Genomic DNA, 14161 nt, shown 5'->3' on the forward strand with positions numbered 1-14161 from the left:
TGCGAACGGGTCATCCTCTCGAGCTCCTCGCGATCGCCGGGACGCAACATCAATGCCGGGGCAGGTCGATTCGCCATGCCCCATGATTTCACAAACCCAACCGTAAAACTACTTCACACGCGCGACACTAGAAACGGTCCTGTGCACGCCCGAAATCGACACTCTCGACGGTGTCTGGGCATTTGGGCGTTGTCTAGCGTGGCGGATGGGGAAACAGGGGCTGCAGAGGCGCGATGCCAGGTCGATAGCGGATTACACACCAACCCGAAGGGACACACACCAACTTGAGGGTCGGAAAACCCGGTGATTTCGGCGAATTTATAGCCCGGAGAGTGGTGTGTAGACCCTCCGGTTGGTGTGTATCGCCGAACCAGGCGACATCCGAGACCCAGGACGCGGAATCCGGCACGCGGGCAGGCACTCGCTAGTCGGCCCCGGAAATCGAATCACGCCACGGAACCCCGGGCGCAGAAATCTTAAACCGCCACGCTACGAGGCGGATGGTGATCGCCGCGATCACCCCCACCGTCGCCGGGATCAAGTCGTCGAAGCCTAATTCCTCGCACACCACCACGATCAATGCGCCGACCAGCGCGGACGTCGCGTAGAGATCCTGGTAGAGGATCGACGGGATGCGGCTGAGCAGGATGTCCCGGACGGTCCCGCCGCCCACCGCGGTGAGCATGCCGAGCAGCACGGCCCCCACGGGCGAAGCGCCGAACGCGAGCGCAGTTCCCGCACCGGAAACCGCGAAGAATCCGAGGCCGAGGGCGTCGAACACGACGATCGCCGGCTCGAGGCGGGCGAGCCACCGCGCGGCGAAGAAGGTGATCAGCGCACCGAGGAGGGCGGCGGCGGGGTAGCGCCAGTCGGACACCGCATTGACCGGCGTCGCGCCGAGGATCGCGTCGCGCATGGCGCCGCCGCCCATCGCCGTCACCGAGCCCAGGACGAGGACGCCGACGAGATCCAGGCGCGTGTAGCGGATCGCGGACAATGCGCCGTACACGGCGAAAGCGATGGTGCCCGCCAGGTCGAGCAGCAGGACGAGCAGCTCAGAGGACACCATGGTCGCGCTCGGTTAGCGGTAGTTCTGGAACTGCAGCGCGACGTCGAGGTCGGCGCCCTTGAGGAGAGAGATCACTGCCTGCAGGTCGTCGCGCGACTTCGAGGACACGCGCACCTCCTCGCCCTGGATCGTCGGCTTCACGCCCTTCGGGCCTTCGTCGCGGATGAGTTTGGTGATTTTCTTCGCCTGCTCCTTGTCGATGCCCTTTTTCAGCGACCCGACGAGGCGGTAGCCCTTGCCCGAGGACATCGGCTCGCCGAAGTCGACGGTTTTCATCGAGATACCGCGGCGCACGAGCTTCTCGATGAATACGTCCTTCGCTGCCTGCGTGCGCTCCTCGGCGTTCGCGTAGATCTCGACGACCTCTTCGCCCTTCCACTCGATGGACGTGTCGGTGCCGCGGAAGTCGTAGCGGTTGCCGATTTCCTTCGCCGCCTGGTTCACCGCGTTGTCGACCTCCTGCCGGTCGTACTCGCTGACCACATCGAACGAGGATTCCGAAGCCATTGCTGTACTCCTAACGTGTCGCCTCGGCGCCCGAAAGCGCCCGGTTGCATTACCGCCAGGGTAGCCGCGGGCTTCGCCCATCCGCGGCACAAGCTCGCTTGTTGACGTCGGACGTACCGCGATTTTCCATCTACGCGGCGCGCTTGGTACTGTATCCCTCGCGCCTAACGGCGGACCCCAGGGTTCCGAAACGGCGCACGCCAGATTGCCCGAGCGGCCAAAGGGAGCGGATTGTAAATCCGTCGGCATTGCCTTCCAAGGTTCGAATCCTTGATCTGGCACCACAAGATGAGCCCAGCCACACAATCGTGCCGGCTGGGTTTTCTCGTTCTCCGGTAGCGACCACCCTGCGGATGGGCGGTGGTGCCACGCGTTGCCTCGGGAGCCTGCAACAATGGCAGGCGTGACGACACCACACGAGGCCAACCTCGCGCGATTCACCGCCGCGGCGCGGCGCTGCTCCTGGCAGCTGCTCGCCGCGTACTCGTCCTCGTTCACCCTCGCCAGCAGGCTGTTCGCCCCGAGGACTCGCCAGCACGTCGCCGCGATCTACGCGCTCGTGCGCGTCGCCGACGAAATCGTCGACGGCACCTTCGCCCCGCCTCCCACCGGTACGGCAACACCCGCCGACAACCAGGACCGCGATGCCGAGCGCCGGAATGCGGAGCAACTCACCGCGCTCCTATCCGGCTACCGCGACGAGGTCTACGCCGCTATCGGCCGCGGGTTCTCCACCGACCCGGTAGTCCACTCCTTCGTCGCCACCGCGAACGAGTACGGCATCGGCGCCGAGCTCATCGACCCGTTTTTCGCGTCGATGAACATGGACATCACCCGCACCGAATACACGCGTGAACAGCTGGCCGAATACATCCACGGCTCGGCCGAGGTGATCGGGGAGATGTGCATGCGTGTGTTCGCCGGCGGGGCACTGGCCGGAGACGCCGAGGCTGCGGCGTCCGCCCGATCGCTCGGCGCCGGATTCCAGAAGGTCAACTTCCTGCGCGACATCCGCGAAGACACGACCGAGCTCGGCCGCAACTACTTTCCCGGCCGCGATCCGGGCGCGCTAACCGCGGCCGACATCGCCGAGCTCTGCGACGAGATGGACGCCGATTTCGCCCATGCCCGAGAAGGCATCGCGCGCATTCCCGGCCGTGACCGGGCCGCGGTCCTCGCGGCGCACGACCTCTTCGCCGAGCTGTCGCGCAGGCTGCGCGCCGCGGGACCGGAACGCATCGCCGCCGGTCGTGTGAGTATTCCGAACAGGCAGAAGGCGATCATCGTCGCTCGGGCGGTGCGAACCTCCGCCGTCATGGGCTAAAGCGTTCCAGCCGGCGCCGCCGCCATGCGGCCCCAGCCCCGGCACCGCCCGGCGGCGCCGCCACGCGACCCGCCTAGAAGGAATCCGCCCGCGCGTGGGCCCAGTCCGCCGCCCAGCTTTCCGGAGGGGAATCGAGCAGCTGCCCGGGGGAGAGCCATTCGTAGATCTCGGCATAGGAGCTCGATGCGATGGGCGAGAGCACCTGGCGCAGCATCGTGGTGTCGAGCTGCGAGGGCCGTGAGGCGCCCATGGCCCCCATGATTCGCCGTGCTTCGGCGATGGTCGCCTCGTGGTAGCGGCGAACCCGTTCGCCCTTATCGACCACGTCGAGAGCGCGCTGCCTGCGAGCGCTTTGCGTGGCAACGCCCACTGGGCACTTTCCGGTGTGGCATTTCTGCGCCTGAATGCAACCGGTCGCCATCATCATCGCGCGGGCGGACATCGTGAAGTCGGCGCCTTGGATCAGGCGTCGAACGATGTCGTTGCCCTGCGCCACCTTGCCCGACGCGCCGATCGAAATCGTGTCGCGCAACCCGGAACCGGTGAGCGCATTGTGGAGGGTGATCAGCCCCTCCCGAAGCGGCATGCCGACATGATCGGTGAACTCCTGCGGCGCGGCGCCGGTACCGCCCTCGGACCCATCGACGAGAATGTAGTCGGGGCCGCTGCCGGCGTCGATAATAGCCTTGCAGATCGACAGCACCTCGCGCCGCGAGCCGAAGCAGATCTTGAACCCGACCGGCTTACCGCCCGAGAGCCGGCGGAGTTCGGCGATGAATTCCACGAGTTCGATCGGGGTCGAGAATTCCTTGTGCGCGGACGGCGACAGGCAGTCCTCGCCTTCGGGAACGCCTCGGTACCGAGCGATCTCCGCGTTCACCTTCGCCCCGGGGAGCATCCCACCCATGCCGGGCTTGGCGCCCTGCGAGATCTTGATCGTGATCGCCTTGACCTCGTCCATCTGCGCCTTTCGGCGAAACTCGTCGCGATCGAGGTGGCCATCGGGCGTTCGGGCGGAAAAGTATCCGGTGCCCAGCTCCCACATCAGGTCGGCGCCGTATTCGAGGTGATAGTCGGTGAGCCCGCCTTCGCCGGTGTCCTGGGCGAAGCCGCCCATGGCGGCGCCCTTGTTCATCGCACGTACCGCACGCGCGGAAAGGGAGCCGAAGCTCATCGCGCTGATGTTGAGCAGCGAAATGTCGTACGGGCGGCTGCACTCCGGCCCGCCGAGGCGCACTCTCGGCTCGGGGCCGCTGGGTTCAACCGGGGCGTTCGAGTGCACGAGAAAGTTGTATCCGGGCTCTTCCAGGTCGCGCTCCGAACCGAACGCCTTCCCGATCTCCTGGCCTTTCGCCCGCGAGTAGACGACGGTGCGGGTATCGCGGTCGAAGGGGCGCCCGTCGAAGTTGCGCTCGATGAAGTACTGCTGGAGCTCCGGTCTGATCGATTCGAGCGCGTACCTCATGTGTCCTGCGACCGGGTAATTGCGCAGGATCGAATGGGTCCGCTGGGTCAGGTCGTACGCGGTGAGCGCGCCGACTCCGACCCCGATCGATGCGAACAATCCCCGACGCGCGCCGGATCCCTTGTGGTGTGAACCCACACCCAACACCCCCTTGGTAAAGCATGCCCACCGTGCTTCCGTCGGCAGCTGGCGGAAGATTTCCGTGTCCCAGCGTGCCACGTCGACGGAGCGGTCGTGGGCGACTGCACTAACCTCCTCAACAAGGCATTCGAGAGAGGACCACTGATGGCGAAAGCTACCGGGCATAGCGCCGAGGCAGTTCCTGCGGACTCGCAGGGCCGCCCAGAAGGGGCGCGCACGGTCGTCGTCATCGGCGGCGGGGTGTCGGGGCTCGCCACCGCTGCGCTGCTCGCGCGCCGCGGGCATTCGGTCACTCTCGTGGAAAAGAATCCGGTCCTCGGCGGGCGGGCCGGCTCGCTCGAATCCGGCGGTTTCCGCTGGGACACCGGCCCGTCCTGGTATCTCATGCCGGAGGTGTTCGCCCAGTTTTATGCCCTTTTGGGGATGACGCCGGAGCACGAACTCGACCTGGCCCGCCTCGATCCCGCCTACGCGGTCTGGGATGGCGAGCGCGGCGGCACCGAGTCGATCGAGGTGCGCTCCGGGCGCGCGCATGTGCGCGCACTCTTCGAATCCCTCGAGCCCGGGTCCGGCGCCACCTTCGACGACTACCTCGATTCCGCCGGCCACACGTATGCGCTCGCGCTGCGCCGCTTCCTCTACAACAGTTTCGGCGCCCGCGGACTCGCCTCGGCTTTCGCCCGCCGCGACGTGCTCGCCGTAGCCCCGCGCCTCGTGCCGCTGCTGCTGCGCAGCCTCCACTCCTTCGTTTCCGGGAGTTTCCGCAATCCCACGATCCGCAAGATCCTCGACTACCCGGCCGTGTTCCTCGGCTCCTCGCCGTATCGCACCCCGGCGCTGTACCACCTGATGAGTCATCTCGATCTCGACGACGGTGTGTACTACCCCCGCGGAGGTTTCACCACATTCGTAGAGTCGCTGCGGCGCGCGGCGGAGCGTGAAGGAGTCACAATCCTCACCGACACCGAGGCGCTGGAGATCAAGACCCGCGCAAGCCGCTCGGTCGGGGTGTACTCCTCTCGCAGGCCGTCGAAAGTCTCCAACTGGCTACGTCAGAACGTGCCGTACCTGCAGACGAAGGGGCCGATGCTCGCCGGTGCGTTCACCCGCGCCACGGGATACGGCCCACGCGAGTACGTCGCCACGGGCGTGCGGATCCGCAGGGCGGGGGAGCCGAACCCGCGGGTGCTGCACGCGGACGCCGTCATCGGTGCGCACGATATCCAGCACCTGGAGGAGCGCCTCCTCAAAGAGGACCGGCGCACGTACCCACAGAGCTACTGGGACAAGAAGATCCCCGGTCCGGGTGCGCTGGTGCTCATGCTCGGGGTGCGCGGGGAATTGCCGCAGCTGCGCCACCACAATCTGCTGTTCGCGAGCGACTGGAAGGGCGGTTTCGAGGCGATCTTCGGCGCGGCACCGCACATCCCGGATCCCGCGTCGCTTTACATTTGTAAACCCTCGGCCACCGATTCCTCGGTAGCCCCGAAAGGGTACGAGAACCTGTTCGTACTCGTGCCCGTTCCGGCGGACGTCGATGATGCCGGTGGGCACGTGCAGGACCCGGGCGCGCTCGGTTACGGGGACGGAGATCCCGAGGACCGTGCGGATCCCGCGCAGGCGGCGGCAGATCGCGTGATAGCCCAGATCGCGCAGTGGACCGGGGTTCCCGATCTCGCCGAGCGGATCGTCGAGCGGCATGTGCGCACCCCGGCCGATTTCGCCGAAGACGTGTACGCCTGGCGCGGCACCGCTCTCGGGCAGGCGCACACGCTGGCCCAGAGTGCGATGTTCCGGACGAAGAACTCCTCGCGCCGTGTCGAGGGGGTGTATTACGCGGGGTCATCGACGCTGCCGGGAATCGGGGTGCCGATGTGCCTGATCTCCGCGGAGCTCGCGGTGCACGCGGTGGAGGGTACGCGGGCCGAGGGGCCGATGAAGCCGCGGGATCGGTACGGAAGGCGCTGATCCAACGCGCCGGGGCGGCTGCGCCCTCCGCCGTCATAGGTGGGGGTGGGAGATCCGGCGAAAACGGTGCACGCAGGGGATTTGGAAGATATCCGCGCGGCAATGTAATCTACTTTAGGCCTTAACGCGGGGCAGCAATGCCGCGCGTTGGACCGGCCCCCTTAGCTCAGTCGGCAGAGCGTTTCCATGGTAAGGAAAAGGTCGACGGTTCGATTCCGTCAGGGGGCTCGCACTCTTCTTCGTCGCTTTCGCGGCAGCGACTCGCGCCAAGGCGCGGCGGGGTAAGGGCACGGCGGTGTAGCTCAGTGGTAGAGCAAACGACTCATAATCGTTGTGTCGCCGGTTCGAACCCGGCCATCGCTACAAATACAGAATGCACGAACCCCTCACGGCAGAAATTGCTGCGAGGGGTTCGTTCGTGCGTGGCCGAGCTCGGGGCTAGAGGCCGTGCGCGGTCAATGCAGCTGGCCGGAGCTATTGCCGGCGCGGGAATCCTTGTCGGCGCCGCGGGTGAGCCGTTTGGGGAGGCGACCGACGAGATCGCCCACCGGGACCACCGCGGTGTTGAGGGTTTCTGCGGCGAGGTTGAGCTCGACGACGGTCTTCTGGAGCTCGACGATGGTCGGCGAGATCTCGCCGATCGAGGCCGACAATTCAGAGATCTGGTCGATCGCGCCGCCGGGGGCGATGGCGCGCTCGATGGTGCCCTCCGGGCCGAACGCGGTGTCGAGGATGCCGCCGTCGGCAACCGCGCGGTCGAGGAGGCCATCGTCCTCGGCGAGCTTGGTAAGTAGGCCGTCGACCGCGGTGAGTTGGTCGAGGATGCCGCCGGTGTCGAGGACGCGTTCGAGCACGCCTCCCGGCTCGGTGAGCTTGTCGACGACGCCGCCCTCGCCGGTGAGGCGCTCGAGGATGCCCTCGTTCTCGGTGAACTGATCGATGACGCCGCCCGGCCGGGTGAGCCGGTCCAGCGGGCCGTCCGCTGCCGTGATGCGCATGAGGATTCCGTCCTCGTCGGTCGCGCGGTCGAGGAGGCCGCCGGGCGCGGCGAGCTTCTCGGCGAAGCCGTCGGGCGCGGTGAGCCGGTCGACGACCCCGCCAGGGGCGAGCAGGCGTTCCAGCGGCCCGCCCGGGGCGAGAACGCGGCCGAGTGAGCGGTCCTCGTTGAGCAGCTCGTTGATCTTGTGCAGCAGGTCGAGCGGGGTGCCCGACCGCTTCGGCGTTTCGATGTCGAGGGCCGCGCCCAGCTCGGCCTGGACGTTCTCCACGGCAAGCCGCGACAACGAAATGGACGCCTCCGCCACGGCGAGCGCGCTGGCCGCCGTGGCGAAGGTGATCTTCGTGGGGAGTTCGATGACGTTTCGGATCCGCATCTGCCAGATTCTAGGTGTTTAACAGGTGTCGAATAGGCCGATCGCGCGCAATCGAGCCCCGGGCCTACTTCGCGTATAGCGCGTCTATCTGCTCGGCGTACTTACGCGTGATCGGCACCCGGCGCAGCTTGAGCGTTGGCGTGAGCTCGTCGCTGCCGGGAGCCCAGAACGTCGGCAGGATCTCCCACGTGCGCACGTGCTCGACCCGCGACAGCCGCGCGTTGGCCGCCTCGACCGCCGCGGCGATGGCGTCGCGCACCCCCGGGTGGATCGCGAGATCCGCCGGGTCCGTGCCCTCGACGCCCGCCTTCGCCGCGAACTCGGTGGCGACGTCCGGGTCGAGGGTGATGAGCGCGGAGATGTGCGGGCGGCGATCGCCGATGGCGACGGCCGAGCCGATGAGCGTGCTCGCGGCCTTGAGCGCGCCCTCGATGTTGGCCGGCGAGATGTTCTTGCCGCCGTCGTTGATGATCAGTTCCTTCTTGCGGTCGATGATCGTGAGGTAGCCCTCGTCGTCGAGCTGCCCGATATCGCCGGTGTGGACCCAGTTGTCCTCGTCGATCGTGTCCTCGGTCTTCTCCGGATCGCGGTGGTAGCCGCGCATCACGCCGCCGCCGCGCACGAGGACCTCGCCGTCCTCGCCGAGGGAGACCTCGGTGCCCGGGATGGCCTTGCCGACCGTGCCGAACTTGGGCTTGGCCACGGGGTTCACCGTCGTCACCGCCGAGGTTTCCGACATGCCCCAGGCCTCGAGGACGTCGATGCCGAGCGAGGACAGGAACACGAGGGTGCTCGCGTCGATCGGGGCCGCGCCCGACACCGCCGCGGTGAGCTGATCCATGCCCAGCTTCTCGCGCAGCTTCGACAGCACGAGTTTGTCGGCGACCGCATAGGCGAGCGCATCGCGACGCGACGGGGACGTGCCCGCGACGCGCGCGTCGGCGCGGCGCTCGCCGACACCGGTGGCCCACCGCAGCAGCTTGCCTTTGACGCCCTCTTCGGCGTCGATCGTCGCCTTCACCTTTCCGACGATCTTGTACCAGAGCATCGGCACGGCGACGAAGAACGTCGGATGCACCTGGCCGAGCACATCGACAAGGATCTTCGGATCGTCGACGTCGGTGACCTCGATGTTGAAGTACATCGGCGCGTACTGGCAGATCCAGCGGTTGATCAGGTGCGCGTCCGGTAGATAGGAGATGACCCGGCCGTCGCTGAGATCGCCCACGACCGCGGAGATAACTCCCAGTTGGTAGAGCAGGTTCGAATGGGTGAGCTCGACGCCCTTCGGGTTGCCCGTGGTGCCCGAGGTATAGATCAGCGTGAGCACATCGCCGGGGTCGACTGCCTGCCAGGCGGCGTCGAAATCGAAGTCGTCCGAGCCCTGCGCGAGGAAAGGCTCGAGGCCCTCGCCCTCTTCGGCGGAGTCGATGACGACGACCCGCTGGGTGGAGGTGTCACCCTCGGCCTTGCGCATGGCGAGCGCCTCGCGCACCTTGCCCTCGAACTGCTTCTCGGTGAACACGATCTTCGGGCGCGAATTGCTGAACAGGTAGTCGATCTGCTCGGGCGCACTGGTGTTATATACCGAGTAAGCGATCGCGCCGAGGTGCATGACGCCCGCGTCGATGACGTGGAAATCCGGACGGTTGCTCAGCATGATCGCCACCACCTCGCCGGAACGCAGCCCCTCGGCGGCCAGCGCCGCCGAAGCTCGTCGAACCTGCGCACCGTATTCGGACCAGGTGAGGCGAACGCTGCCGTCCGCATTTTTGATGGCAATCTCGTCGCCGTTCTCGGCGACTCGTTGCTGGAAGTAGTGGCAAAGTGTCGTGGCCATGGTCATGCTCCGGGGATCGGTGTGTCCAATGTCGAGCGGGAAATTCTCAATGCCGCTCCTTTGGCGTCCCGGTGCGGTGTACTGTACACAGAAGGACAGAGCTGACATCAAGTGATGTCAGCATAGCGATAAGCCGCCGCCTACGGGGAGGATTTCCTTATGAAAACGCTTTTTCCTGACTATCGACCGGCCTGGCTCACCGACGAGCGCCGCGAGCTCATGGAGCACGCCTTCGAGTTCTCACAGAAGGAATTAGTCCCTCACCAGGAACGATGGGCCGATGAGCAGAAGGTAGACCGCGAGCTGTGGAACAAGGCCGGGGACGCCGGCCTGCTGTGCGCAGACATCCCCGCCGAATATGGGGGGATCGGGGGCACGTTCAGCCACGAGGCTGCCGTGCAGCACGCGATCACCCTCAGCGGCGACACCGCGTTCGGTTACTCCGTCGGCTCGACGATCGTGCCGCACTACTTCCTCAACTTCGGGACCGAGGAGCAGAAGAAGCGCTATCTCCCGCGGCTCGCCTCGGGCGAATTCGTCGGCGCCATCGCCATGACGGAGCCGTCCGCTGGCTCCGACCTCCAGTCGATCCGCACGACCGCAAAGCGCGAGGGCGACGAGTACGTCATCAACGGGTCAAAGACCTTCATTACCAACGGCACCCACAGCGACGTCATCATCGTCGTGTGCAAGACCGACCCCGAGGCCAAGGCGAAGGGCATTTCGCTCATCATCGTCGAGACGAAAGACCTCGCCGGCTTCGAGCGCGGCCGCGTGCTGCACAAGATCGGCATGCACGGGCAGGACACGCGCGAGCTGTTCTTTGACGATGTCCGCGTGCCGGTGGACAACCTCCTCGGCGAGCAGGAGGGGCAGGGATTCTTTCAGCTCATGGGCCAGCTGGGCCGCGAGCGTCTCATCATCGCCTCCACCGCCGTCGCCGCCGCGGAGTTCTCCGTGCTCGAGGCCGTCGACTACACCCGCGAACGCCAGGCATTCGGCCGGCCCATCGGCGATTTCCAGAACACCCGATACGAGCTCGCGGACTGCAAATCGCAGGTTTTTGCCGGCCGCGCGATGGTCGACGTCGCCCAGGGACTCGCCGACGCCGGCACGCTCGACCCGACGACCGCGTCGATGGCCAAGCTGTGGACCACCGACATGCAGTGCAGCGTCGTCGATCGCTGCCTGCAGCTCTTCGGCGGCTACGGCTACATGATGGAATACCCCATCGCCCGCGCCTACGCGGCCGCCCGCGTTCAGAAGATCTACGGCGGCACCAACGAAATCATGAAAGAACTCGTCGGCCGCTCCCTGTAGCCGCCGAACCCCGAGGAATCATGCCCAGTCACCAGAGCTTTACCATCACCCGAAGCTTCGACGGCGATCTCGCCGAGCTCCTCTCCCTGGAAGCGGATACCGCGCGCTGGCCCGAATGGGCGGGCGCTCCTTTCGACCGCTTCCGGTGGGAGAGCCCGCCGCCCGCGGATCTCGGCGAGGGCGCGGTGCGCCGCCTGGCCGCCGGCCCGATCGCGCTCGTCGAACGCACGGTGTCCTATGTTCCGGGCGAGCACCACACCTATTCGATGGACCCGGTCGCCGGGATGCGCGCGTATTCGGCCACCCTGTCGGTATCCGCCGATGACGTCGGACGTGGCGTTCTCACGTGGAACGTCGACTTCGACACCGCCGTCCCAGGTTCCGGCCCGGTGCTGCGGTTCGCCATGGAGCGGACCATCTCGCTGCTCGCCGATCGCCTCGTCGCCGCGGGTCGATAGCCACGCCGGACGCAGCCGGAGTCACAATGGACTCATGGTAGAAACGCCCCCACGCTCCACAGGCGGGCGCCGCTGGCGCGGCGTCGAGCCCGGTGATCGCAAGGCCGAGCGACGGCTCAAGCTCATCGAATCCGGACTCGACCTGCTCGCCGCGGAGGGGCCGGGGGCGGTGACGATGCGCGGGGTGTGTCGCCGCGCAGGCCTCACCGAACGCTATTTCTACGAGAGCTTCGACAACCGCGACCGGTTCCTCGTGCAGATCTTCGACCTCGTCGTCGAGGACGCCGAGGCAACGCTGCAGGAGGCCGTGGCGTCGATGCCGCCGCAGCCCCGCGACGCGATCGCCCACATCGCGTCGGCGTTCACTGATTTCCTCGTCGACGATCCTCGCCGGGGGGAGATCCTGTTCGTCCAGTCGGTCACCAGCGAGCTCTACCCCCACGGTCGCGAACTCATCGGCCGCTTCACCGCCATCGTCGGCGGGCTCAAGGACGCCTTCGCCGAGGCCGGCGGCACCCTCGGGCGCAACGACGAACTCACCGCACGCTGGGACCCGCTCGCGCTCTTCGGTGGACTCGCCTTCGTCTATCAGGACTGGTTGCTCGATCCCAGAGGGGTCTCGGCGGAAGAGATCTCCGCGTATATCGGCTACCTCATCTCCCTCGTCGCGCGCGTCGACTTCACCGGCCCGACCGAATAGAGACGCGCCACACCCACCCCGCCGCGCGTTCTGGAAGGCACCGGTTACCGGGCGTCGAGCTCAGCGAGCGCCCTGGCCAGGCCTTTGCTCTTCAGGGTGAGCCCCTCGAGGTAGGGAAGCGCGCCGCGGGCGAGGTCGAGCGGAAGCCACGGGGTGGGGACCACCTTGCGCGGCGCGCGCCTCTCGATCTGCCGGCAGATCGCCTCGGCCGCGTCGTGCGGGGACATCCGCGAACTCAGGACCGCCGGCAACTGTGCGCCGAGCGCCTGACCGTACGGGTCGTCGTCCAGGGTCTTGGCCGCGAGCGAGGTATCGATCATCCCGAGCATCGCGATCCCCACGGAGATCCCGGAACCGGCCACTTCGAGCCGTAGCGAACGCGCGAGCGACTCGAGCGCCGCCTTCGAAATCATGTACGCGGCGCCGCCCGGACCAGGCATAAATGCCGAGCAGGATCCGGTGATCTGGACGTGCCCGCCGCTCGCGGCGAGCGCATCGGCCGCCGCCTGCACCGTGTGCAGCACGCCGAAGACGTTGATGTCGATCACCTGCCGCACCTCGGCCGGATCCGTCGACCTCAGCATCCCGGGATCCGGGGTCACCCCGGCGTTGGCGATCACCACGTCGAGCGCGCCGAATTTCTCCAGCGCCAGGTCGGTAGCGGCCCGCATGTCCTCGGGCGCGGTCACGTCCGCGCGCGCAGAAACCGCGCGCGGCCCCAGCTCGGTAGCGAGCCGCGCGACCGCGTCGGCATCGATATCGACGGCCACGACCTTCGCCCCGCGCGCGTGGCAGCTGCGGGCGAGCTCGGCGCCGATGCCATTCCCCGCGCCGGTGATCAGGACCCTACGGCCGTCGAGGTCGTACGACGCGCCCCGACGAAAAATCCCCATCAGGGCTTCCCGTTCCCGTCGAGCAGGGCGCGCACCTTCCCGGCCCTGCCGTGGACCTGCTCGATCACCGTGCTGATCAGCTGGTCGACCTTCGGGCCGCGCCTAAACGAGGTCAGCGGGAGCGGAAGCTGCACGAGCGTTTCCGTGCACGAACGCGAATAGGCGAACTCCCGCAGCCCGTCCGGCCCATGCACGCGCCCGAACCCGGACTGCTTGGTGCCGCCAAGCGGAAGCGTCGGCACCGCCGCGTGCAGCACGAACCCGTTGATCGCCACGTTCCCGCTCGTAATCCGGTCGGCGATCGCCCGGCCTTTGCGGCGCGAGAACACGGTAAGCCCGAGCCCGTACTCGCTGGCCTCTACCAGCCGCACAGCCTCGTCCATATCGGCGACGCGGCGGATCGTCATCGTCGGGCCGAACGTCTCCTCGACCACGGCCGGCGAATCCTCCGGAACATCGGTCAACACGATGGGGGAGACGACCTGCCCGTCGATCGAATCCAGGCCGCCGACCAGCGCTCGCCCGCCGCTGGCGAGCGCGTCCTCCACGTGCGAGCGCACGATGTCCACCTGCCGCGGCATCGTCATCGCGCCGATCTGCGTCGACCCGTCCGCCGCCGCCCGCAGACGGCCCGCCTCCGCGGTGACGAGCCTTTCGAACTCGTCGGCGACGTCGGCGTGCACGTAAACGCGCTCGACGGCGAGGCACGTCTGTCCGGCGTTCGACATCGCGCCCCACACCGCGGCGTCCGCGGCGGCCGCGACATCGGCGTCGGCGTCGATGACCAGCGCATCCTTGCCGCCGCATTCGCACAACACCGGCGTGAGGTTCTCCGCGCACGTCGCGAGAATCTTCCTGCCCGTCGCCGTCGAACCGGTGAACCCGATCTTGTCGACGCCCGAGCGGCACAGCGCCTCGCCGACGTCACCGCCGCCGGTCACGCAGTGCGCGACGTCGAACTCGCCGCTGGCACGCTGGAACGAGGCGATAATCGCCTGACCGGTGCGCGGCGTCCACTCGCTCGGTTTAAACACGACCGTGTTTCCCGCGGCGAGCGCGAACGCGATTGACCCCATCGGCGTGAACACCGGGTAGTTCCACGG

Annotated in this window: 12 protein-coding genes and 3 tRNA genes; 8 read left to right on the forward strand and 7 right to left on the reverse strand. The window is 67.1% G+C overall.

Annotated features, from left to right (window positions below; all coding sequences use genetic code 11):
* Positions 1-424: 424 nt before the first annotated feature.
* Positions 425-1069 carry a trimeric intracellular cation channel family protein gene (locus K8V11_RS13650; RefSeq protein ID WP_303915407.1) on the reverse strand — a complete coding sequence of 215 codons (645 nt, stop codon included), beginning with the start codon at positions 1067-1069 and terminating at the stop codon, positions 425-427.
* Between the two features lie 12 nt (positions 1070-1081).
* Positions 1082-1576 (reverse strand): YajQ family cyclic di-GMP-binding protein, encoded by a 495-nt coding sequence (locus tag K8V11_RS13655; RefSeq protein ID WP_303915410.1) that lies wholly within the window; start codon positions 1574-1576, stop codon positions 1082-1084.
* A 199-nt stretch (positions 1577-1775) separates the two neighbouring features.
* On the opposite strand from K8V11_RS13655, the gene K8V11_RS13660 reads away from it, so the two are divergent.
* Positions 1776-1860, forward strand: a tRNA-Tyr gene (locus tag K8V11_RS13660).
* A gap of 119 nt (positions 1861-1979) precedes the next feature.
* A complete protein-coding gene (locus K8V11_RS13665) occupies positions 1980-2900 on the forward strand; it encodes a phytoene/squalene synthase family protein (RefSeq protein WP_303915413.1) in 921 nt (306 codons plus the stop codon).
* Positions 2901-2973: 73 nt separating this feature from the next.
* On the opposite strand, the gene K8V11_RS13670 is transcribed toward K8V11_RS13665, so the two are convergent.
* Positions 2974-4452, reverse strand: a complete 1479-nt coding sequence (locus K8V11_RS13670) for an FMN-binding glutamate synthase family protein (RefSeq protein WP_303915439.1) — start codon at positions 4450-4452, stop codon at positions 2974-2976.
* 198 nt (positions 4453-4650) lie between these two features.
* Between K8V11_RS13670 and crtI the strand changes: the two genes are divergently transcribed.
* The 3 genes from crtI to K8V11_RS13685 all read left to right on the forward strand — a co-directional run bounded on the left by crtI (position 4651) and on the right by K8V11_RS13685 (position 6837).
* Complete coding sequence (gene crtI / locus K8V11_RS13675) at positions 4651-6474, forward strand: phytoene desaturase family protein (RefSeq protein ID WP_303915416.1); 1824 nt, start codon at positions 4651-4653, stop codon at positions 6472-6474.
* A gap of 155 nt (positions 6475-6629) precedes the next feature.
* A tRNA-Thr gene (locus K8V11_RS13680) sits at positions 6630-6702 on the forward strand.
* 63 nt (positions 6703-6765) lie between these two features.
* A tRNA-Met gene (locus tag K8V11_RS13685) sits at positions 6766-6837 on the forward strand.
* A 92-nt stretch (positions 6838-6929) separates the two neighbouring features.
* On the opposite strand, the gene K8V11_RS13690 is transcribed toward K8V11_RS13685, so the two are convergent.
* Both K8V11_RS13690 and K8V11_RS13695 read right to left on the reverse strand, forming a co-directional pair.
* Positions 6930-7847: a hypothetical protein gene (locus K8V11_RS13690; protein WP_303915418.1), complete on the reverse strand. Its 918-nt coding sequence runs from the start codon at positions 7845-7847 to the stop codon at positions 6930-6932.
* Between the two features lie 64 nt (positions 7848-7911).
* Complete coding sequence (locus tag K8V11_RS13695) at positions 7912-9687, reverse strand: long-chain fatty acid--CoA ligase (protein WP_303915420.1); 1776 nt, start codon at positions 9685-9687, stop codon at positions 7912-7914.
* A gap of 159 nt (positions 9688-9846) precedes the next feature.
* Here K8V11_RS13695 and K8V11_RS13700 point away from each other — a divergent pair, with 159 nt between their 5' ends.
* From K8V11_RS13700 to K8V11_RS13710, 3 genes are read left to right on the forward strand one after another with little or no spacing between them, the layout of a single operon-like run.
* Positions 9847-11007 (forward strand): acyl-CoA dehydrogenase family protein, encoded by a 1161-nt coding sequence (locus K8V11_RS13700; RefSeq protein WP_303915423.1) that lies wholly within the window; start codon positions 9847-9849, stop codon positions 11005-11007.
* A 20-nt stretch (positions 11008-11027) separates the two neighbouring features.
* Positions 11028-11465: an SRPBCC family protein gene (locus K8V11_RS13705; protein WP_303915426.1), complete on the forward strand. Its 438-nt coding sequence runs from the start codon at positions 11028-11030 to the stop codon at positions 11463-11465.
* A 34-nt stretch (positions 11466-11499) separates the two neighbouring features.
* Complete coding sequence (locus tag K8V11_RS13710) at positions 11500-12165, forward strand: TetR/AcrR family transcriptional regulator (protein ID WP_303915428.1); 666 nt, start codon at positions 11500-11502, stop codon at positions 12163-12165.
* 44 nt (positions 12166-12209) lie between these two features.
* Here the strand turns inward: K8V11_RS13710 and K8V11_RS13715 are convergent, their stop codons facing one another.
* Both K8V11_RS13715 and K8V11_RS13720 read right to left on the reverse strand, forming a co-directional pair.
* Positions 12210-13058 carry an SDR family NAD(P)-dependent oxidoreductase gene (locus K8V11_RS13715; RefSeq protein ID WP_303915431.1) on the reverse strand — a complete coding sequence of 283 codons (849 nt, stop codon included), beginning with the start codon at positions 13056-13058 and terminating at the stop codon, positions 12210-12212.
* Positions 13058-14161 (reverse strand): aldehyde dehydrogenase family protein (locus K8V11_RS13720; RefSeq protein WP_303915436.1); only part of this gene is annotated, 1104 nt, incomplete at its 5' end. The genes K8V11_RS13720 and K8V11_RS13715, both read right to left, overlap by 1 nt.

It is taken from the genome of Dietzia timorensis, from assembly GCF_020742175.1.
GTDB lineage: Bacteria > Actinomycetota > Actinomycetes > Mycobacteriales > Mycobacteriaceae > Dietzia > Dietzia timorensis_A.